At 35.1% G+C, this 22,946-nt stretch carries 23 protein-coding genes and 1 pseudogene; all 24 read left to right on the top strand.

Annotated features, from left to right (window positions below):
• Positions 1 to 107: 107 nt before the first annotated feature.
• Positions 108 to 509 (top strand): hypothetical protein, encoded by a 402-nt coding sequence (locus KFO40_RS22715; RefSeq protein ID WP_008647838.1) that lies wholly within the window; start codon positions 108 to 110, stop codon positions 507 to 509.
• Between the two features lie 12 nt (positions 510 to 521).
• A complete protein-coding gene (locus KFO40_RS22710) occupies positions 522 to 1,943 on the top strand; it encodes a reverse transcriptase domain-containing protein (protein ID WP_008647839.1) in 1,422 nt (473 codons plus the stop codon).
• Complete coding sequence (locus KFO40_RS22705; protein WP_008647841.1) at positions 1,934 to 2,287, top strand: hypothetical protein; 354 nt, start codon at positions 1,934 to 1,936, stop codon at positions 2,285 to 2,287. Before KFO40_RS22710 ends, KFO40_RS22705 begins: the two co-directional genes overlap by 10 nt.
• 62 nt (positions 2,288 to 2,349) lie before the next feature.
• Positions 2,350 to 4,179 carry a hypothetical protein gene (locus KFO40_RS22700; protein ID WP_195348509.1) on the top strand — a complete coding sequence of 610 codons (1,830 nt, stop codon included), beginning with the start codon at positions 2,350 to 2,352 and terminating at the stop codon, positions 4,177 to 4,179.
• 21 nt (positions 4,180 to 4,200) lie between these two features.
• Entirely contained in the window at positions 4,201 to 4,881 is a 681-nt protein-coding gene (locus KFO40_RS22695) for a hypothetical protein (RefSeq protein ID WP_109115706.1), read from the top strand.
• Complete coding sequence (locus KFO40_RS22690; protein ID WP_109115705.1) at positions 4,868 to 5,806, top strand: hypothetical protein; 939 nt, start codon at positions 4,868 to 4,870, stop codon at positions 5,804 to 5,806. The genes KFO40_RS22695 and KFO40_RS22690 overlap by 14 nt, the downstream gene beginning before the upstream one ends.
• Positions 5,803 to 6,690 carry a hypothetical protein gene (locus tag KFO40_RS22685; RefSeq protein WP_109115704.1) on the top strand — a complete coding sequence of 296 codons (888 nt, stop codon included), beginning with the start codon at positions 5,803 to 5,805 and terminating at the stop codon, positions 6,688 to 6,690. The genes KFO40_RS22690 and KFO40_RS22685 overlap by 4 nt, the downstream gene beginning before the upstream one ends.
• Complete coding sequence (locus tag KFO40_RS22680; protein WP_109115703.1) at positions 6,687 to 7,223, top strand: hypothetical protein; 537 nt, start codon at positions 6,687 to 6,689, stop codon at positions 7,221 to 7,223. The genes KFO40_RS22685 and KFO40_RS22680 overlap by 4 nt, the downstream gene beginning before the upstream one ends.
• A complete protein-coding gene (locus tag KFO40_RS22675; protein ID WP_008768562.1) occupies positions 7,224 to 8,723 on the top strand; it encodes a hypothetical protein in 1,500 nt (499 codons plus the stop codon).
• Positions 8,724 to 8,808: 85 nt separating this feature from the next.
• Complete coding sequence (locus KFO40_RS22670) at positions 8,809 to 9,174, top strand: hypothetical protein (protein ID WP_032555565.1); 366 nt, start codon at positions 8,809 to 8,811, stop codon at positions 9,172 to 9,174.
• A gap of 127 nt (positions 9,175 to 9,301) precedes the next feature.
• A complete protein-coding gene (locus KFO40_RS25985) occupies positions 9,302 to 9,658 on the top strand; it encodes a GIY-YIG nuclease family protein (protein ID WP_008647857.1) in 357 nt (118 codons plus the stop codon).
• An 8-nt stretch (positions 9,659 to 9,666) separates the two neighbouring features.
• Positions 9,667 to 10,230, top strand: a complete 564-nt coding sequence (locus KFO40_RS22660) for an FAD-dependent thymidylate synthase (protein ID WP_008768560.1) — start codon at positions 9,667 to 9,669, stop codon at positions 10,228 to 10,230.
• Between the two features lie 2 nt (positions 10,231 to 10,232).
• Positions 10,233 to 12,434 carry an anaerobic ribonucleoside-triphosphate reductase gene (gene nrdD / locus KFO40_RS22655; RefSeq protein ID WP_008768559.1) on the top strand — a complete coding sequence of 734 codons (2,202 nt, stop codon included), beginning with the start codon at positions 10,233 to 10,235 and terminating at the stop codon, positions 12,432 to 12,434.
• Complete coding sequence (locus KFO40_RS22650; RefSeq protein ID WP_008768558.1) at positions 12,431 to 12,913, top strand: 4Fe-4S cluster-binding domain-containing protein; 483 nt, start codon at positions 12,431 to 12,433, stop codon at positions 12,911 to 12,913. Before nrdD ends, KFO40_RS22650 begins: the two co-directional genes overlap by 4 nt.
• Before the next feature lie 120 nt (positions 12,914 to 13,033).
• Positions 13,034 to 13,510 (top strand): hypothetical protein, encoded by a 477-nt coding sequence (locus KFO40_RS22645; protein ID WP_008768557.1) that lies wholly within the window; start codon positions 13,034 to 13,036, stop codon positions 13,508 to 13,510.
• Positions 13,511 to 13,520: 10 nt separating this feature from the next.
• Complete coding sequence (locus KFO40_RS22640; RefSeq protein ID WP_109115700.1) at positions 13,521 to 14,885, top strand: hypothetical protein; 1,365 nt, start codon at positions 13,521 to 13,523, stop codon at positions 14,883 to 14,885.
• A gap of 72 nt (positions 14,886 to 14,957) precedes the next feature.
• A complete protein-coding gene (locus tag KFO40_RS22635; protein WP_109115699.1) occupies positions 14,958 to 16,004 on the top strand; it encodes an exonuclease SbcCD subunit D in 1,047 nt (348 codons plus the stop codon).
• A gap of 1 nt (position 16,005) precedes the next feature.
• Complete coding sequence (locus KFO40_RS22630; protein WP_109115698.1) at positions 16,006 to 18,324, top strand: hypothetical protein; 2,319 nt, start codon at positions 16,006 to 16,008, stop codon at positions 18,322 to 18,324.
• Positions 18,321 to 18,821, top strand: a complete 501-nt coding sequence (locus KFO40_RS22625; protein WP_136013760.1) for a crossover junction endodeoxyribonuclease RuvC — start codon at positions 18,321 to 18,323, stop codon at positions 18,819 to 18,821. The genes KFO40_RS22630 and KFO40_RS22625 overlap by 4 nt, the downstream gene beginning before the upstream one ends.
• Before the next feature lie 240 nt (positions 18,822 to 19,061).
• The gene (locus tag KFO40_RS22620) at positions 19,062 to 19,706 is read left to right on the top strand and encodes an RNA polymerase sigma factor (protein ID WP_055268775.1); all 645 of its coding nucleotides are present in this window, start codon (positions 19,062 to 19,064) and stop codon (positions 19,704 to 19,706) included.
• A complete protein-coding gene (locus KFO40_RS22615; RefSeq protein ID WP_225684202.1) occupies positions 19,672 to 20,277 on the top strand; it encodes a hypothetical protein in 606 nt (201 codons plus the stop codon). Before KFO40_RS22620 ends, KFO40_RS22615 begins: the two co-directional genes overlap by 35 nt.
• Complete coding sequence (locus tag KFO40_RS22610) at positions 20,261 to 21,616, top strand: DnaB-like helicase C-terminal domain-containing protein (protein WP_109115697.1); 1,356 nt, start codon at positions 20,261 to 20,263, stop codon at positions 21,614 to 21,616. Before KFO40_RS22615 ends, KFO40_RS22610 begins: the two co-directional genes overlap by 17 nt.
• 1 nt (position 21,617) lies before the next feature.
• On the top strand, positions 21,618 to 22,655 hold the full coding sequence (locus tag KFO40_RS22605; RefSeq protein WP_032846293.1) for a toprim domain-containing protein: 1,038 nt from the start codon (positions 21,618 to 21,620) through the stop codon (positions 22,653 to 22,655).
• A gap of 2 nt (positions 22,656 to 22,657) precedes the next feature.
• A pseudogene (locus KFO40_RS22600) lies at positions 22,658 to 22,946 on the top strand (hypothetical protein); the annotation flags it as partial.

Here is a 22,946-nt window from a genome sequence, read left to right as displayed (position 1 = left end):
CTCCACAAAAATAAATATGCCATAATTGTAAACCTCTACAGAAAAAATAAAGTATTCGTAAATAAACTATATGTAATAAGACACATTGTGAATAAAATCTTTTAATTATGGCAAGAACAATTCGTAATGCAGGAAGTGCACCTATTTACAGAGAAACAGAAAATTTAATGTTACTCTGTATAGAAATGGTAGAACGAACCCCTAATAGTGTAGGAATTCGTCAATTAAGCAAACGTCTCATAGACACTCTGCTTGATGGATTAACAGTGATAGGATTGGCTTTAAATGAAGAAGATCCTGATTCCAAACTTGAACTTATTAATTCATTTTATTTGCAAATGCGTACAGTGAAAACTTGCATTGACACCTTAAAAGAGTGGTCAAATCGGAGTCCTCATACACGCATAATTAGCAACAAGCAAATGCCACATTTTGCTGAATCTTTAAAGGAAATTTCAAAGCATATTAAAAGCTGGAGAAGCAAAGTGTTGGAGCAGCAGACCTGTTGAACGGTTACGACTATGATAACAGGGACATCTTTATTGAAAAATGGGCGTGTCACTGGGCCTTTACCAAGCGTTAAAGACCTAGTTAAGAATAAGATAGTACACGCAATAACCGCAAGCCGGTACTGGAGTAGCAGTGAGAACAGTCAGAACAACAGCTGGAACGTGAACTTTAGTAATGGCAACTTCAACAACAACAACAAGTACAACAGTAACATGGTGAGGGCGGTTGCAGCACTTAACGATAAATATGTTGAGGGATGGTTTGATGCGTTAGATGATTGCTGTGCCCAAAAAAAGACAAGTTCACAATGTGTTATGTATAGACTTATTTGGCATGAAGATCTATTAGATTTAGCGAGAGAAGTTTATGAACGAACATATAGACCAACAACAAGTACTTGTTTTATAGTTACCCGTCCTAAATTACGGGAAGTGTTTGCTGCAAATTTCCGTGACCGTATTGTACAACATTGGTTGTGCCTACGCTTAGAGCCACTGTTTGAGGCACGTTTTGTTGAACACGGAAATGTATCATTTAACTGTCGAAAGGGTTTTGGAACATTTGCATGTATTGATCAGTTGACAAAAAATACAATTGAAGTCTCTGATAATTATTCGCACGAGGCTTGGTATGCTCAATTTGATATTAAAGGATTTTTTATGTCAATTGATTGCGAACGATTATTAGAACACTTATTACCATTTATCAAAGAAAAATGGAATTATTGGAAAGGGACCATATATGAACAAGATTTAGATTTAGTGCTATGGCTTACAGAAATAATTGTACGACATCGACCACAAGATGATTGTATACGTCAAGGAAATTTAAAATTATGGAGAATACTGCCTAAAAACAAAAGCCTGTTTTACAATGAATGGATGAAAGGCGAACCAATAGGAAACCTAACTAGTCAATTATTTGCCAATTTTTACATGTCATTTTTTGATGAATGGGCTATTAAAGCAGCAGAAGAAAGAGGAGCCAAATATGTACGTTTTGTAGATGATTTTAGCTTTGTGTGCAAAACTAAGGAAGATGCAATTTATTTCAAAAGAGCTTCTAGGAATCAACTACGATATATTTTAAATATTCAAATGCACCCTAATAAAATCTATATTCAAGAAGTTAAAAAAGGAATAAAAATGGTAGGAGGAGTAATTAAGCCGGGTAGAGCTTACTTATCGAATCGAACTGTTGGAAACTTTATTAATGCTGTAAGTTATTTAGAAGAAGCATGTAAAAACTGTGACAAGGAAGCTATATATGCCAATGTGAGGTCTATAAACTCTTATTTAGGTTTCTTAATTCATTATCAGTCATACGGAATCAGGCGCAAAGCATTTTCAGAACTACATTATTTTTGGAAGGCTTGCTATATTCAAGGAAAATTTCAAGTTGTAAAAATAAAAAACACAGTACAATGTTTATAACTTATAATCAAGGCAATGAGCAACCTCAACGCATACGACACAATATAAAATTAGGGTTGCGTCAATACACAATTGCATTTGATGTTCATATAGTAAAAGAAGGTGAAAACGAACAATACAAATGGTGTGAGATAACCCTTCCAGTTGGAACACCCACATATAGCCAATTGGTTTCAGCTATTATTCATGGACGTTACTCCGATGATGCAATGCAAGCCATTATTAATAATTACCTCCTAGAAGATGAAGATAGTGAGCATCAAAAAGAATGGAATGACATGCAAATGTGGAGAGTGGAAGCAAAGCGTATGGCCAAGGAAATATTAGAAGAGATTAAGAAATAGTTTATCTCTTCTCGCATCAACAAATACTTTGTTCAAGGGCTATTCTTTTGAAAAAGTAATTTATGGGAACAGTAGCAAAATCTTCTATCACACTTGTATCTATTAGCGATGCTTATTCGTTGTCGCTAACCCCAAACTCGTGTGTGATTAAAGCAGATTTCGATGGTTCTAACCCTAAGTTAGAACATGCTTATACTATTATTTCGGCATATTGTGGAGATGAGAAAACCCCAATAGAAATTGATTCCAGCACTATTGTAAAAAGTAACGACAATATAGAATATCAACTAATAAAAGTTGATAGTTATAGATACCGGCTATCCATTATATCACTCCCTATTGATATATTACAAGGATATATTGAAATTCCAGTTCTTTCTGGAGTAAGTGCAGGGTTAACTGGGCGTTTCACATTTTCTATTGTACGCGAAAGTACCATGCTGGATTGGATTCAAGATTGGGAAAGCAATAAAACAACTATTGGCTCTTCTTATGTGATTACTCCCAAAATATTTGTTGGAAAAAAAATAATTGGTAGTCACGACAGTCTTGAAGATGTTCCAGGATTAACGGGGGTATATATTGGTCCTTCAGAAAATAACGGAGCCGGTATATATGGATATAAAGATAACAAAGAAATTTTTCATATAGACCAAACCGGAGGTAAAATAGGCGGTTGGGATATTACATCTGGTGGTATTCAATGTGAAGATGGCACATTATCCATAAAATCAGAAGGAACCATTTCTGCTCAAAGTGAAGGCATCATTCATTGGTCATTAAACAAAGACGGTTCAGCCTCTTTTGCCAATGGTAATGTTACAATGGATGTTGAGGGAAATGCCTCATTCAAAGGAACAATAGAAACATCTGGTGGTAGTATTGCAGGGTGGATCATAGGAGCCGATAGCATTTACAATGGAACTATAGGAATCAATTCATTAAAAAAATTCATAGCCATCGCTAATGTTGCTTCTGTCCAAGATATTGGTAATCAATTAGACTGGGTAAAAGAATATGGCGGTGTTGCAATGTATTGCATCAGTAACACTAATTATGGTCTGATAGGATATAAAAATAACGAGAAAGTGTTTTCAGCAGGTTCTGATAATTTTATTGCAGGTTGGAACTTTAATGAGAAAGCTATTTTTAGTGGAATACAAACAAATTCTGGATTTACAACAAAATCTGGAGACATAACAATTAGTTCTAATGGTATTAGAGGATTTAAATGGCGTTTAGAAAAAGATGGTTCAGGAGCATTAGCAGGAGATAATATCACATGGGATAAAGACGGAAATATGAATTTTAAAGGTAAAATTGATGCTTCTCAAATTATATCTGGAAAAATTGATACGTCTCTTATTAACACAGATGCAATATTATCAAATGGAGATGCCTGGGCATTATTAAAAGATGGTTCTGGTTATTTAGCTTCAAAAAATTTAACTTGGGATGAATTTGGTAATATAAATGTATTAGCTTCATTATCATTACCATATAAAGAATTTTACATTAACACAGATTCAACCCCAACTCCTATGGATTTATCACAAGGAAGATATTTTATAGCGAGATATGGAAATATATATGGTGATCAAATTATAGAACTTCCTACCCCTATTAAAGAATATAATGGTTCAGAAATTAGAATATATTCCGGATTTATGACAACAAGAGCTTCCAGAAGTGACTTTGATATAATAATAAAAGGAAATGGTATATTTTTCTATCCAGGATATATTCCAGTACTAGGTTCTCCAATACAAATCTCAAAAGTGCGTGTATCAAATAAAGAAATTATTTTAAGATGTATTTCACTGGGGGATTTTGTTTTTTGGTATATACAAAATTTCTGTGACTTTACAAATGATGATTTTAATCCACAGTAAGTCAATAATAAATTGATGTAAATGCGCACAGATATTTATGTAAATACAATTACGGGTGATATAGTTTTAAAAAATCAAAACTCTTTAGAAGAATATTTGTTTGAATGGATCGAAGAAACTGATTTACAACTTACCGCTCAAATAATACTCCCTTCCAACTTTGATATAAAGCAACTTTACACGATTGGTGTGCAAATAAAGATACCATATACACCAATCTATAAACCAATAAAAATACGTTTTAGTAGAGACTTTGGTGGTGGTAATATTCGTATAGTTATAAACCCAACTGATAACTCTGAATGGTTTGAAGTGCATACAAGGCTATTTGGCCTACAAGATAAGATTTTGTATGCTTCACAATTAATAATGGTTAGTCAAGATTATTATCTTATACAAATAAATAAAGGGGTGGCATATTTATGGTCCAATGCAATATCTGATATGGTAAATATAAATGCAAATATTCAGAACCGAAACTTATTGTTACAATGTGTTCCGTCCAACAACTATAGGTATCCAACTTCAGGTGTGGGTTTAATTAAATATCTTCATGCCAACCTTAGTCATTCAGGATTAGCAGAAAAGTTACAAACTGAATTCAAAGATGATAAAGTGGAGATTATTAATGCCGCTTTTAATTCCTATTCAGGAGATCTGGAATTAGACTTAGATTTTTCAGAAGCAGATGCAGGTGTATAAAGTAAAACGAAATCAGAACATATTTGATGTTGCAGTAAGCACACATGGTTCTATAGAAGGTATATTCGATTTGTTAATCAACAATCCTGATTTATCCTTCCACTCACAATTAAAAGAAGATGAAGAAATATATTGGGATGAAGAATTTATTATATATGACAGCATTGTAAATACATTACAATCAGAACATATTGTACCGGCAAACGGGGAACGACATGTATATCACAAAAGTACAACAGCCTCATTACGATGTGTTGTGTACATATCCCCCAAAGAAGCATCCATTGCATTACAAATGGCCGGAGACGGAAATCTTATTGTTGATTGGGGAGATAATAGCGATCTGGAAACTATAACGCTATCTCCCACTCTACAGAAATATGTGCATTTTTTCGATAATTATACCGATGAAAGATCAATTAAATTGTATGGTGATTTCAATTTAAAAACCTGGGAATTGTCTTCTATTAATGGCTTAATCATGCCAACTATGCCCTTGGTGGTAGACGAGATAATTTCGGAGAAGAACAATCTCTCTCTACAAGGACTATTTTTATGTAAAGGTACATATTTGGTGAAACTGGCTGACATGAGTTTATCCAGCCTTGCTCCCATTCAGGATATGAGTTTATCTAATTTAGAGTTAAGAAATATTGATTATACAGAAGACACAGTTATCAATGACTATTTAATCTATATTGCAAAGCATAATAATCAACGGAGGAATTGTAAAGTTATATTAGATACACAACCCTCTGGAACATATAAGGAGCCGCTTAAAGATAGTAATGGCAATTATGTTATTACAACTGGTATGGAAGCGATATACGTGATTACCCATGAAACTGCATGGAATGAAGCGGGTTCATGGAGCTTTGATATAAATGGAACGATTTATCAATATGAAAATTCAGACATAGCATGAGCCGTACATTAACAGAAATATACAATGAAGCCGTGGAGACCAGAAACAAATATCTGGAACTTACAGAGCTAACAAATGACTCAAAGATGTCAATAATCAATGCTTTCACATGGGTAACAGCTGCTGCAATTTACTCATTTGAAACATTGTTAGACGTTTTTACCACAGATATTGCTAAAACCTTTACCCAACGAATTAATGGGACTTCAGCATATTACGCAAATGCCATGTTGAAATGGCAATATGGAGATGATCTAATTATCAATGATGAAGGTACAGCATTTCATTATGCAACTGAAGATACAACAAAAAGATTGATTACACATGTATCTTATCAAGAGTATTATAATGAAGAGTTCAAAGATAATATTTTGATATTAAAAGTTGCTTCCGGAGAAGGTCGTTCTTTGTCCCAATTGTCTGATGAGGAACTAATTGCAGCACGTGCATATCTTAATCAGATTAAATTTGCAGGTGTTAAGTGTAATGTAGTTAGTCGCAGAGGCGATGTGCTTGTTCCCAGACTCACCGTGTATTATGATGGAGCCATTACGAAAGAGGAACTTTATGATAATATTGATACAGCACTTATTGATTTTATTGTAAATATGAAATTTGATTCTCTTGTCTACTCACAAAAAATTATAGATGCCATTCAAAAAGTAGAGCATGTTACAGATGTTCATATTGATCATGAAGCTAGTGTAGAACAAGGAATATTTATCGCTCAATACAATGACAATAATGAACTCGGACCATTAACCAAAATTGAGCGGAAGTGTTATTTAGCAAGCGGTTATGCAAAACAAAGTACACAGCAAGATGCAGAAAGTGAACTTCCCACCTTTCGTGAGGCAATTGTTATAAAACTAGAAACAGAATGAGAAGTTATCGTATTAATACTGACCGTATAGTAAATCAGTTAGTTCCTCATTATCTTGGAGGACGAAAACTGATATTATTTCTTCAAGCCATTTTACAACCGTTAAACTCTTTGAATATAAAATGGAAAGAATGGGCTGACGAAAAACGAATAGAAGCAGCAATGACCTCCCAGGTTATTATGATGGAATATTTTTTAAATCATAAATTTAGGAAGTATTTTTTAGACACCTCTGAACATATTGTCATTTCAGATGGTGCTATAAATGGAGTACCAATATATTGGGAAGATGCTAATAAAAATATATGCGAATTTCCTTTGTATAACGAAGGCGAAATCGAAGTTAGCGGACACCCAACCACTCCATTGCGTTGGAAAGATGAAAAGATGCCAACAAGTGATGTAAGTTTTGTAGTAAGTTGTCCTGCTATTAATACCAAGACAATCTCACAAGAGGAACTTACAGCTATGATTACTTATTATGTAGATCGTTATCGTATTGCAGGAAAAAAATTTAAAGTTACATACGCTTAAATGAAAGAGTTTACTTCACAAACAGGTGGGCGTTACACCTACATTGATGATATTATGAATTTACAGAATCTTGCATTAGCTTTTACAAGTATATTTGATGAGTGTGATAACTTTATTATCAGCGGATGTCAAGTATCAGGTACAAGTATTAGTGCTGGATATGTCTATATCAATGGTAAAATACGTTATTGCGCAGGAACATCTGGAGTCTCTAAATGGCCTATGTATTTGTATGAGAACAACTCGGTTGAACGTGTGTCTTATGCTGATTCCGGAGATAAAAATGGACGGAATATATACGGATGTGCTGTATCATCCAGTGTACCAATAGCCAATGATGTACTAACTGAAGCACCACCCCAATTTATCAGTATTACATCAGATGGTACAGCACTTCGACTTAAAGAAGCGTTATTTGGTAAATATGCTTTAATGATAGATTCCCCTAATTCAGTTCAGACTGTACAGAAGGATGTTGTTATTGATGGAACAGTAACGGCAAATAAAGACCTTACAGCCCAAAAGGGGATTAATTTAACATCAGGAACAGCTAAAGCTAGCATCACCTATAATGCCTCTGGAGCATTAAGTATTCAATCCCAATTAAATGGAAAGCCTGTTTACAAAGTAACTATAACAGAGGACGGAGCTATTCAATTTTATATTGGAGATACTTTATTGGCTTCGCTTGACTCCAATGGTATGACGCTAAAAGTCACAATGTCTTTAAATTCTATTAAGGCAGGAAATATTGTTGTAGCTAGTAATCATATATATAATACAGGCGTTGCAGCTGATACTGGTAGTATAAATATCAATATGTTAGGGTACAATGAAGGAGATTCCTATTATCGGGACACCAAAATTGGCGATGGAAAAAATACTGTTATACTAGAAATCACAGGAAAATCTAAAGCTAGTATTTTTTATGGACCAGTAAAAATATCCCATGCGGATTCTTCGCTCCTAAGTTTAAAGAATGCCTCTCTTCCTAAGACAGACAATCAATTGATAACCTGTTTAAATTGGGAAGACAAAAATTCAGAACAAATCGGTTATATGGGGTATTCCAATATCTCTAACAAAGATTTATATATCAAAAATAACATTGGAAACTTGGTTCTCAACAATGACGTATATGTAACAGGAAAACTATTCGTTGGTGGAATTGATGTTATAGCTAGAACTATAGAATATCCCAAAGATAGTGGATGGATTGCAATCAATGTTCAGAACTGTGGTATTACAACAAAACTGTATGTCCGTCAAGTTGGAAAAGTAGTGTCCATTCAAGGAGAATTACATACCCATCACAGTGGTACCATATTTACATTACCAAACACCATTGATCCTCCTAAATATAAAATAGGTTATTCCCATAATAAAGGACGTGGAAATTGGCATTGTACAATACAAGGCGGACAACGTAATTGTGTAGTTGATTATTGTAATAATGGATGTTCAGAATACATCGGATTTTTAATGACATATATTATTTAAATTATGAAGATTATTAATATTAGCGTTGATATTGAGAGTCAACTTTTAAATTCTCGGTCAACATCGTCTCAAAAAAATAAACCTAATGAAAACGTTTCCGAACAGCAGAAAGAAACCAAAACGCCGCAAAAAAAAGCCCGGAAGACCAAAGGGGCACAGTCTGAAAAACTTCGACCAGACACGGATCGGATTTCTGATGAAACATGAAGTTCCTATAGAATATAAACTATTAATGGAAGTATCTGACTTCCTAAAAATTCATGCACCATCTCCGGAACTGATTGAAGCAATAAGTTATGCTTCAGATGACATATTCTTCAAAAAGGCTAAGTTCTGGAGATGCTTAATGGATTATAAAAAGTATGGTTTAAGACCTCCATATAGTATTCATACAAACGCAAATAAGGAATTATATTATATACATATAAGATTTAAAAAGTATCTAATTTGATAATTTATATAAATCAATTTAGATACTTTTTTATATCTATAATCTTGTAAATAAGAAAATAATTAGTAATTTCGCATCACAATTGATACACACGATCTTTTATATTGACTTTTAACACAGTAAATTCATGCACAAGGTATCGCGCTTTTTCAAGCCTTTACCATGTCCTACCCCAGCTCCTAAAAAACTGTACCTATTAAAATGCGAAGCAACTGGATTATATAAAATTGGAGCAACAAGCGAGGATGTAAAAAATCGTATTAGTAAGCTGTATTATAATAGCCACACTGATCAACGAACAATTAAAATTATAAAAGTTTGGGAGAAGTGTGGCTATTGTGAGTATTATATACTCAACAGTTTTGCTAAGTTAAAGGTTTCTCATCCTTTCTACAAAAACGGACATACAGAATGGTTTAAATTCACAAGTGATGAATCCAGTCTAATACGGACTGTAGAATCTATTATTTCAAGTTTAACATAGAGGAAAATATGATTAAAGTAACTAGACTAAATGCGGTTACTTCTTGGAGCCGTGCTTTAAATGCAGCACGCAGAACCGTAGGAAAGTCAGCATTAAAAAAAGAACCTTCAGACTCATGGAAAGCAAAAATGTTATTAGCAGAACATTCTCCCATTCGTTTGGTAGAATATGAATGGACATGGGAACAAATACCTCAATGGGTAACAGTGCATTTCGTTCGTCATCATATAGGATGTGAAAAGTTTGTTCATACTCAACGACCGGATCGTACCGGTTCACAAATTCCTAGAGGAGAACATTTGCAAGGAGAATTAAATGAAATGGATATGACTGCAAATGCACAAGAAATAATGGCTATTTCACGAGTACGTTTATGTAATTGTGCTTCAAAAGAAACTAGAGAAGCATGGACAGCAATGTTGCAAGAACTAAAAAAGATAGATCCGGTTCTTGTTAGTAAGTGTGTGCCAACATGTGTTTATCGCGGTTTTTGTCCAGAGCTAAAATGTTGCGGATATGCCAATACTCATCAATTCCATGAAGCTGTTGAAAAATATAGAAAGACTGAATAATTATGAAAGTACAAAAAAGAACAGGTCAAATTGTAGATTTTGACCTAGAAAAAATAGGAAATGCGATAAAAAAAGCCTTTGATAGCAAACAAGTTGAATACGACCCAGCAATTGTAAAATCGGTTGATAAATTAATTAGCCTTACCTACACTAATGTTCCCGTATCTGTAGAAACCATCCAAGATTACGTAGAACGCGTATTAATGCAATTTGGATATTATGATATAGCCAAGACTTTTATCCTATATCGTGAACAACGTAAAAGTACGCGTTTTGTCAAAGAACGTATTGATTATATGAATCAATATAGTCAATCAACAGACAATGCAGCTTCTTCATCAGAAACCGATGGGAATGCTAATGTAACTATGAAAAATGTAGCTAACTTGGAAGGTGAAGTCTATAAAACTACTAATCGGATAATCCAACGCCAACGTATGAAAGATGAGTTGAACATTCTCTTTCCAGAAGTAGCAAAGCAATACGAAACAGATCTTGATAATCATATTATTTATACACATGATGAAGCATCTACGCCAGTATTAAAACAATATTGTATGGCGGTTAGTTTGTATCCATTACTAACAGAAGGCGTAGGCAATATTGATGGTGTTACCCCTTCAGAGCCTAACGATTTACAGTCGTTTAGTGGGCAAATAACCAACTTGATATTCTTACTTTCTTCCCAATGTAAAGGAGCGGTAGCCGTAGGTGAATATTTCATTGCACTAAATTACTATGTAGTTAAAGAGTTTGGAGATAAATGGTATGAAAAACTTGACTGCGAGGCTTCCTCGCCACATTGCTTAATTAAAAGAACAGTACGTGATAATATCCTGAAAGCGTTCAAACAGTTTGTGTGGGGCGTTAACCAACCAGCCGGAAATCGTAGCTATCAAAGCCCATTTACAAATATTTCTTATTATGACCATACATATTTCACATCGCTCTTTGGAGAATTTTGTTATCCGGATGGAAGTAAGCCTGAATGGATAGCTATTGATACATTGCAACGTATGTTTATGAAATGGTTTAATCAAATACGTTTAAAGCAAGTATTAACCTTTCCGGTAGAAACTTTTGCGATGGTTCATAATGGCGATGATATAATCGACCTAAATTACAAACAACTTTGTGCCGAAATGTATGCGGAAGGGCACTCGTTCTTTACTTATATTTCCGATAGTGCAGACAGCCTTGCATCATGCTGTAGGCTTAGAAATGAATTGGCAGAAAATACCTTTAGCCCCACTTCTGGCTTGACCGGTGTTATGACAGGTAGTTGTAATGTGATTACTTTGAATATCAATAGAATCGTTCAAGATTGGGCATTGACCCACACATTAAATGGAACACCTTTAATTAAGGGTAAGAAACTTATAGGTAATCCCTTACGTGTAACAGTAATTGAAAATGATTTAAAGAACTATGTAACTAGGATTTTGGAAAGAGTCTATAAGTATCATATTGCTTTCAAGACAATGCTATACGACCTTGAAGACAAGGGAATGTTTGCCGCTTCAAATGGCGGTTATATTCATATCAGTAAATTATATAGCACCATAGGCATCAATGGGTTGAATGAAGCCGCTAGATTCTTGGGAATGAAGGTAAGTAATAACCCGGAATATATTGAGTTCCTTCAACTCATTTTGGGCACTATTAAAGAACAAAATAAACTGCATTCTATCCATGACAGAAAACGACCTTTCTTGTTTAATTCAGAAGTTGTGCCAGCAGAAGGACTGGGAGGAAAGAATTATAAATGGGATAAAGAAGGTGGATATGTTGTTCCAGAGGATGAGAATTTATATAACTCATATTTTTATAATGCCCATGATGACACTTCTATACTAGATAAATTTATATTACATGGGCACCAAACCTATCAGTACACTGATGGAGGCTCGGCAGCTCACATTAATTTGGAAGATCATTTATCAAAAGAGCAGTATCTGAAATTAATTGATTTTGCCATAGCCAATGGAACCAATTACTTTACCTTTAATATACCAAACAGTAAATGTGAAGATTGTGGCAAAATCATAAAAAGACCCATTGATACTTGCCCTTGTTGTGGTAGCCATAATATTACTCAATATACACGAGTTATCGGATATTTACGCCCAACAAAAGCATTTGGAAGTGATCGACAACAAGAGGCTAGAAACCGTATATATAGTGATGGTAAATCCCAGGTATGAAATATGTAGATACAAAAATAGTGTTTCAAGAATTGCCTAATGAAATTACTTTGGCAATAAATATAAGTGGTTGCCCATGCGCCTGCATCGGGTGCCACTCTTCTTATCTGTCACAGGATATAGGAGAATCATTAACAAAAGAAGCACTTCAACAATTGATACGCAAAAATAAAGGAATAACAGCTATATTATTTATGGGCGGTGATGCAAATCCGGCATATATAAATAAATTAGCCGAATACCTTTATCATAACTATCCTAATTTAAAAATTGGCTGGTATTCTGGACGAGATAAATTATCCGAAGAGATCAAACTTGATTTCTTTCATTATATTAAATTAGGCCCGTATATATCCAGCAAGGGACCTCTTAATAATCCGAACACTAACCAAAGATTATATCAAGTTGTTAAAAGGGAGAATGATATTAACCTATTTGATATTACTTCTTATTTTACAAATAATCAATATAATAATTAAATATATATTATACATCTGTAACACAGTAATATATATTTTTATTCAAAAAATATTTTTGGTTTTATTTTGATAGTTAAATTGATACAATTATCTTTGCAGTGTTCTTTGAAAAATGATAGTATGTTGCATGGTCAAGCACGTCTTATTGTGCAAGACAATAAGGCAGCAAAACAAGAGATCGAATTGGCTATTGGAAATTTGAAAGATGGTGATTACACCATTCTTATTATGGACGATACCAAAAACAAATCTCTACCACAATTGAAGTATCTATTTGGTGTAGTACTGAAGACAATTTCAGAACAATTGCCTACACACCCGCCAGTAGATGCCCTATACAGATATTTTGAGGAAATTTATGCTCCGATTCATGTCTGTGATCTTCCCGGAGGTGAAAAGTATGAATACTTTAACCTCAAAAATGAAAAAGCAAGTGAGATGAATGAAGTTATTGAGAGAATCATTCATCATGTAAACACTGAATGGGGTATTAAGGTTATGTTGAAAGATAAAACCAAAATGCCAGAAGCAAAAGAACTTTGGGCTGGAGCTTATACCGAACAGTGGAATCTTCCCCTCTCTAAATTAAACAAATAATTTTCATTTTATGGAAGAGATGATTAAAAATCCGTATGCCCTCTTTGCGGAGAATCAAGAAACTTATGAAGAGGCGGTAAAAAAAAGTACCGATGAGAGCCAATCATTTCAACGTACCAAACATTTCCGTATGGATTCCGCAGGAACTTATACTGTGCGTATCCTTCCCTTGGCACCAGCCGAGCAACCAGACGGTTCTTACAAATTAGAACGTAAGGGGTACGAATATCCGGTCAAAACACAGGTGTTGAAACTGGACAACCCACGTCCAACAGGAAAAAAAGACAAACAGTTCTTTGTAAATATCTGTCATTCCAGCTATGCCGGATTATCTGTAGACCTAATTGACACTTATCTTCAAGTTGCTGAAAATAAGTATGGCAGTGATGAAAAATTGATGAAAAAGATTAAAGGTTCAGGCTTTGATGGTGGTCTAAAATGGAACTCTCAACGTGCCATGTATATTTTAGATTTGGACAACCGTGAAGAAGGTATTCATTTACTTATCCTGTCTTATTCACAATACAAAGATTTGGAGGATCGCAAACTGGCTATATGGAAGAAGCTTCTGGAAAAGAATCCTAAATGTTTGTGCCCTATCTCTTCTTTGGAAGATGCTTTCCCGGTAGAAATTACTCGTAAAGAGGAAAACAAGAAAACCACTTACACATTCAACATTGATACAATTTCCGGTGCCGAACCTCTATCTGAAGAGGAAGTCAGTTCGTTGTTGGAAACACAGCGTATCCCGGCAGCTATTTACCGTTACTCACGTTTCCACATGGAGGCTACCATTGAGTTCTTGAAGCAATACGATGCTAAAATGGAAATGGATGTGATGAGCAGCAAAGAGATCACAGAAGCTATTGAAAAGATTAAAATGGAGCTTCATCCTGATGATAAATCCCATTTCTCTTTTGACAAAAAAGAACGTAACAGCGGTGATAATGAGGAACCATCAGACAACGAATTGGATTCATTGTGGAACCTCTGGGAAAAACTAAATGAACGCGGTATTGGTGATAAGAGCGAAGAAGGGCAAGACTTACGTGATGCAATTCGCGAATATATTGATGCCAATGAGCTAAATGTCCGTGTCACTCGTGGAAAAACAAATGAAGATTTGCTGAATGACATTGAAGACGCGTTGGAAGTTGCTAAAGATGGCAGCAACAACGAAGATGACAATACACAAAACGACACCAAACCGGAAGACACGCCTTTAGAGCCAGAACCGGAAGAGGAACCAGAACCAACCCCCGCTCCTACTCATACTGTTCGTAGACGTGGTGAACATAATGACGACACCAATGAACCGGCTGCAAACCCAGTCCGTGAACGCAGAGCCGCACGTCCTGAACGTAGAAGAAGATAATTCATTTTTGTATTAGCATTATAGGGGCATATCTAACTAATATTAATATGTCCCTATTTAAATTGAATCACAATGAGCAAGAAAATACCAAGTGCCTTATTGTTGAATGATATACATGTATCAAAAGACAATATTCCAGAATTTCAAAAAAACTGGGACGAGGCTTTATATATATGCGATCAATATGGGATTGAAGATATGATAATTGGTGGAGATTTGTGGTTATCACGCTCTTCTCAAACACTTAGCACACTCATGGCTGTTCGCCAAGCTATCATAAAAGCCACTAAAGCCGGAATAAGCATTACCGTTGCCGAAGGAAATCATTGTAAAGTTGACCAGGAATCAGTTCTAGGGTATAGTCATTTGTTTAGTGAATACCCCCATGTCTATGTTGTTGATGACTATTCGATTATTAATATTAGCAACGATGTAGAACTATATATAATGAGCTATTTTCCAGAAAACGGAAGTTTCGTAGAACGGCTGAAAAAAATGGTAAAGGCGGAATTGAACGCGTCTGTACATAATATCCTATATATTCACGAAGGAATAAACGGGGCACTTAGCACGCCTAATGAAAAAGAACTGCCCACGAACATTTTCAGTGATTTTGATACAGTTCTTGTAGGACATTATCACAATCGTTGTATTATCAAAGGTACCAACATTGAATACATAGGTTCTTCCAGGCAACATAATTTTGGCGAAGATGAAGAAAAGGGCTATACCATTATATATGATGATGGTAGCCATGAATTCATAAAGAACCAAGTTAATATTCGCTACAAAGTTTTGGACATAAAAGCTAGTCAAATCAATTCAAAACTAATTGATAAGCTGGATGATATGAAAGCGGATGGAAGATACAAGATTAAAACAAGAATCAGTTGTACAAGCCAAGAAGCTCCAAATATTGATAAACAAAAACTTCTGGAAGCGGGATCTTCAAAAGTGGAAATTGTTACTGAAGACGTAGAAATTACAGAAACAACAGCCCACTCTTTAGATAAAAAATTCGACAAATCTGGTATTAAACAAGAATATACTAGTTTTTGTGCTAACAAAGGAATCATAAATATAGAAATGGGGTTGCAATACCTCGATAAAATCAGTTAGTATGTGGACATTAAGACAAGTTTACGCAAAAAACCTATGCGCCTTTAAGCAATTGGATTATACATTGTTGCAAAAACATACAACGCTGATTTTTGGCAACAATATGGATAATGATTCGCAAGGTTCAAATGGTTCCGGAAAATCTGCTATGTTAGAAGCAATCGCCATTGGGATAACCGGAGAAACTCTTCGTAGAATAAAAATGGATGAGATAATCAATGATGCAGAAGATGAAGCGACCGTTTCCCTTTTGCTCCAGAATAATACTACAGGAGAGTACTTATCTATTAAACGTGTTATCTCCCGTAAAACAGCACAGATAATCAAAGTTTCTATATATGATGATGAAACTGATTGTAACATAAAACATATAGAACAAGCCGGAGTTGCAGATTACAATAAATTTATACTTGAAACACTGGGGCTGACTAAAGATGATGTTTTCTCAAACTTCATTCTTTCTAAGCACAAATATTCGTCATTTCTCTCCAGTTCTGATCGCGAGAAAAAAGAAATCATTAATCGTTTCAGTAATGGTGTAATGGTGGATGAATCTATCGCTGCATTACAAGAGGATATGATACCGATTCAAGAATCATTAAAACAAGCAGAATTGAATGTAGCGAATCATACCGGACGTGTTGAAACATTACAAGAGCAAATCAACACAGCTATTACAGAATCAACAGAGCGTTCACAAAAGAAAGCTGAACGTATAGCAAACTGGAATGAAGCTATTGCCGGGAAAAGAGCTTATATCCGTGAGCAAAATGTTCTCATAAATAAAAGTGACGAGTTACTGGAGCAATATGATAAAACAGATGAAGTATTGCAAAAACTGGAAAACAGTAAAAAAGATACCGGTGCATGTTTTGAAATTATTTCAGAACGTTTTACTTCATGCGCTTTGCCATTACCTAAGGATTTTGCAGCTATATCAATTAAAAATCAGAAAGAATTGGAGGTTGTTACAACAGAATATTCCAATGTACAACAACAGCTGATTCAGCATGAGAAAAAGATTGCAACAGCCAAATCCTCTTATGAGAAGCTGTTAAAACAACATGAGAAGTTTCAAGAAAACTTCAAAAAGAAATCCACCAAAATTGAGAATCAAATAAATGAATTATTGGATTCTATTAAAAAGTTGGATGCCGAGAATAGTAATCTTAGATCACAAAGGACTAAGTTGGAAGCAGATATAGCCAGCCTCCAAAAACAACTTGCCGGAATTATCGTTTGTCCTAAATGTCAACATGAATTCACATTGGCTAATGATATAGATATAAACGAGGTTAAACTAAGATTGCAAGACCGAAATGGAGAGACACAAGACATTCTCCAAAATATTGAGGCTAATGAAAAACGCATTTCAGATATTACAACAAAAGGACGCGAAGCTCGTAAAGAACAGGATGAATTGAATCGCAGTAAAATAGAATGGTCGAATAAGATTACCGAGACTTGTACGGCATTGGATGAATTATCACGTAATACGTCTTATTTAACCAATAAAATGCAAAACCTCCAGCATCAAATGAATACCCTTCAGAAATCCATTGATGATGCGCGTACTAATTTATTTGATGATTCTTATGCAATATTAGATGAAGCTATTAGAAAGCAAGAATACGAAGCAAAGCAGGCCGAGTTGAATATTAACAATGCTAATGGAGCTATTCAGTCATACGAAGAATCTATTCGTGACATCGAAAACTCTTCCGAAACTGACATGATAGAATCTCTCAAAGCCAACAAGAAAAAATATGAGAAAGAATTGGTATTAGCCATTTCTGAAAAAGAAACTATTGAACGGAAATTAAATTCATATAAAGAGCAAGAAGCAACCTTTACTGAATTTAAAACCCATCTGGCTAATACTAAAATTGATGCTCTTAGTCACATAACTAACGAGTTTCTGGAGGCCATTGGTAGTGACATTCGTATTGCATTTTCCGGTTTTACAGTCTTAAAAAGCGGAAAAATCAGAGATAAGATTTCCATTTCTCTTATTCGCGATGGTGTAGATTGTGGCTCTTTTGATAAATTTTCAGAAGGTGAAAAAGCAAGAGTTAATCTGGCTAATATTTTGGCAATGCACAAACTTACCAATGTAAATTGCGATGACGATAAAGGACTAGATCTCCTGATACTTGATGAGATATTAGAAGCCACTGACGAACAAGGGCTTTCCAACATTTTTGATGCCCTCAATCAATTACAGATTACATCTTTGGTAGTCAGTCATGGAAATATAGCTGAAGGCTACCCATACAAGACTGTAGTCAATAAACTTAATGGCGTTTCATACATAGAATGATTAACGAATCAAAAAACATTAAAAATGAGTCAATAAATCAAATTACACGTGATAATGTGCTTGCATTAGATATAGCAGAGCACTGTGGATATTACTCAACCCATGAATCAGGAACATGGAATTTTACCCAAAGAAAAGGCAAAAATGCGATCGAGCAACATAAAATGTTTTATGACACACTGGTTGAATTTATCCAAAAATACAACATCAAATTGATTATCGCCGAAGATGTATGCGTTTCAAAGCATTTCATTGCAGCGCGAAAACTATCCGAATTTAGAGGCATATTATATCTGATATGCGCCCAGCTTGGACTCCCGGAACCAAAATTCATAAACGTTAGCACAGTAAAAAAATGGGCAACCGGTGACGGAAAAGCTGACAAAAAGAAGATGATTGAATATTGCATCAAACGATGGAATATTACACCAGTCGATGACAACATGGCTGATGCAACCCACATCTTCAAATATTATGTAAGAATATACAAACTTTAGACAGAAAATGAGTTACGCAAGAAACATAAGGCGTAGGCAACAAAGAGAAGGCCAGCCCCATTTAATGATGCTAGGAAGCTTGCTAGGAGATTTTTACGAATTCCTTAGTAAACAACCCCAGCCAACAGACAACGAGGTAAGAAGTAATTTTATCTCTAGTAATAATAAGTGGAAGAAGTATTGTGAAGTCCACAAATTGATGAACTCGGATCACTTGTTTGTGCTCAATGTTCAAGAGGCGTGGAAGAGACATACTCAGCAGTTACCACAGAACCCATAATAATAAGTGATGAAGTAGCTGCACGGCGAAAAGCCCTATTTGATAAATACGTAACACCGTACAACCGAATGATATACAAGTTATGTATGCGCTATACTTTTAATCCTTCTGACATAGAAGACAATTACATAGAAGTGCTTACCAACATGTATAAATATATCGAGACATATAATCCAGAGCGTTCTGTACAAACCTGGCTCCATATTGTAACCAAACGATGTGTTTTTGATTTGGATCAACGTAAAAAAAAGCATCAAGACATGTTGAGTGATGATAACGATGTGGAAACATTTTCTTCCAGTGAATCTATTGTAGATTTTGACGAAGTAAGCTCTAACGTAATGGGTATTGACAATTATCAAGAGTTATACAGCGATGATGTTTTAGCTGCATTAAAACAGTTGAAACCACAATACAGAAGCGCACTTTTGTATCAACAGGCAGGATATAAACTCAAAGAAATTGCCGAAATCGAATATCGGAATGGTGCCTTAGAATCTCGCAATATCGAAACTGTCAAAAGTCGATTATTCTTGGCGCGTCAACAACTTCAACAACTATTGACTCGTGATGGAAAAAGAAGAACGACTGACGAAACAGATTAAGACAGTATATACAGAAATAGCCAAGCGTTTGGTAGACCCCTCCTTCTCATTCCCAGAGGGAGGGCAAGCCAAACGCCAACTATCCAAATTTATTGTCAACTTTACTCAAATTTGTGGTGGAGAATTTAATACTTCACGACTTGTAGACTATTGTGTATTCCAGCTTCATAAAAACAGGAATGCCCAATATCAACGTACATTAGCTCCAAAAACATTTGGGACTACCGCTCTTCAAAAATATCTATCAATGTCTTCCAAATCCAAGCAATATCTGGAAGACCAATGGTTATCTGAAGCCAATCTAACCAGAGCCTATCTAAATTCACTAATCTGTAAAAAAGAGCATCCTCAGTCTAAGTATATTTATATGCCATCTGAAGAATGCACTAAGAAACGGAGTATCAACACAGATATTGGGTTTCTAATATGCTCTACATCCACATTGATGTGGAGTCCATTCTCTCCAGCATGTCAAATATGCACAAATGTTGAGAAATGCAAGCAAGAAACCGCGATAAAATATCCAGAGTTATACCGAATAAGACTCGAAGAATATGGCGAAAGAAGATAACGTATTAACAGAAGATTTCTTATTTGAATTATATTACGCTTGTTTTACATACGACTATGTATGTAACTTAGTGTGTGAATATATGCAGAAATCGTACCTGCCTGGTAGAGATTTTCAAGCATTGCAGGGGTATCTGTGCAAATACTTCGCAGAACACAAATCATCCCCTACCCTTAATATTATCAGCCAGATAGTTTCTGTCAACAGAGAGGTTTCAGCACTGTTAGAAGATATAAAAGACTGCGCCGAAGGAGTTGAGCCGGAAATTATATTGGAACAGTTTGAAAATTATCTAAGACAAGTAAAATTTCAAAAGACTTACAAAGAGATAGGTGAACTTTATGCAAAACAGGATCGTGACAAAGCAATGAAGCTGCTCCAATCATTTGCAGAATGGCAAAATGATTTCAGCTTGCGTCAAAACTCTTTTGTTGATGTAGTCGAAACCTTTGAATCCCGTTTTAGGCGTAATAGAGAAAAACACAATCAAGAGTCAAGATTTAAACCAATCACCAGATTTTATATTGATGGTCTGGATGAAATGAACGGTGGACGAGATTTACGTACTCAATTAACATGCCTCTTAGCCCCTACTGGTGTTGGGAAAAGTCATGCCGCACGTTGGATTGGAAAATGCGCCTCTCAAATAGACGGATTAAACGTACTTCATTTCCAGTTAGAAGGTTCTGAAGATGAAGTTGTGGATGCTTATGCCGCGTCACTAGTTTCCTGTAATTCTTATCGTTATAGTACTGGTACACTAAAAGACCGGGAATTAGAACGAATGATACAAGAAATCAAAGCAATGTCTGGCACCCTAAAGGTCAAATCCTTTCCAAAGTTCGCTAATCAAGTGTCTACCATTGATATAAAAAATGGTATTGCTGAATACAAAAAAATCTATGGCATATCTCCAGATGTTGTTATCATAGATTCTATGGATTTGCTAACAGATTCCAGCGGACGTAGATGGTCAGAAAATGGAGAACGCCACAAACGAGTTGCTGTAGCTAATGATTTAAAGGACTTGGCAGGTGACGAAAATGTCTGGATGGTTGTGACTTATCAGGCAACTATAGAAAATAGAGAGTGGCTTAACGATGAACAAAATGTATTGACTGAATATAATTGTTCAGAAGCCAAAGGTTTGAGCAGACCAATGACTCATCTTATTACTCTTAATCAAAGCATCAATGAAATGCGCGAAAATGTCATGCGCCTAAATGTTGCAAAATCACGATTTTTCAAAAAAGGAGACCCATTTAAAATTGCTACTGATTATGATAACGAATGTTTTTATGACAGAGCAAGAACATTAAATATCAGCAAAGTTGCGTAATATGGAATTGAGTAAAGAAGAAAAAGAGTATATAATCCAAGAACTTTCTATTGAACTACATGCAAAACCGGATGGTAGCGGAAAGAACTTGATTGTCCCCCAGTGCCCCTATTGTGGGCATGAAGGAGGGAAATACGGTATATATATAGGTAAAGCAACCGAAAGGAAAAAGCTTTTTATGGCACACTGCTTTTCGTGTGGACGTTCAACCCAGACATTAGAACAATTGCTAACAGATATAGGCCGTCAGGACTTAATTATAACAGATACTTTTGATCTGGATGGAGATAAAAAAATTAATGATTTCTCTTTTCTGGAAAACGATGACAGGGAAATAGATGACTCTCTGTGTGTTGTGGAAATGCCTGAATATTATAAGCGCACTCATTTTAATCGGTATTTAAGAAAACGTGGATTTACTGAAGAAGATTACGATTTCTTTCCTGTTGGCACTACACGTAACATGAACTTTAAGTTTGATGATTATGTAATATTTCCGATTATAGACAATGGAGATATTGTTGGGTATATTTCCCGGCATATTTGGGATAAAGCTGATATTGATGAATATAACCGTAAAGCAAGTCATAATGGAAAATTCCAAATTATGCGTTATAGGAATAGCACTGAAAACGATTTTGTCAAATTATTATACAACTATGATAGTATAATTGAAGACGAAACAGATACCGTAATTCTTGTAGAAGGAGTGTTTGATGTCATTGCACTTACGCGAAAATTAAACCTGTACAATAACCCATCTGTGGCTGTTGTTGCTACGTTCGGGAAGAAAATCTCTGATACACAAATTTATAAGTTACAGGCAAAAGGGGTTCATACAATAGTCATTGGATATGATGGAGACGCTACAGAAGCTATAAAAAAGACAGGTGATCAACTAAATGAATATTTTGATTGCTATGTTGCCGATATAGAAGATTCCAGCCAAGATTTCGACAGCATGGACTTTTGGGAGATATATGACACATTCGCTTTCAGACTGAAAACTTTAACCGAATATAAATTAAACAAAATTTAAATATGAATCCTGATTTATTAAATTGGCTAGATAATAATAAGATGTGTTTCAATATCATAGATGAAGATGTTATTGAAATCACGGGCTTTGGTAAAATGTACTATGAAGATACTAGTATGATTAAGTCCATCTTCCGTACTGATACTGACAACAATATCAAGTTCAATACAATGGAAAACATTCAAACATTACAAGAAGAAGACATTAATTATATAGTATTTCAATTTGGAGACAACTGGTATTATTATGACACAAGAAAAGACTTTGAATTTCAAATTTTAAAGTATGTAG

Origin of the sequence: Bacteroides sp. 1001302B_160321_D4 (assembly GCF_015667765.1) — a bacterium.
Classification (GTDB): domain Bacteria; phylum Bacteroidota; class Bacteroidia; order Bacteroidales; family Bacteroidaceae; genus Bacteroides; species Bacteroides xylanisolvens.
The sequence above is the reverse complement of the archived record's forward strand: the minus strand, read 5'-3'. Positions and strand labels throughout refer to the sequence as shown.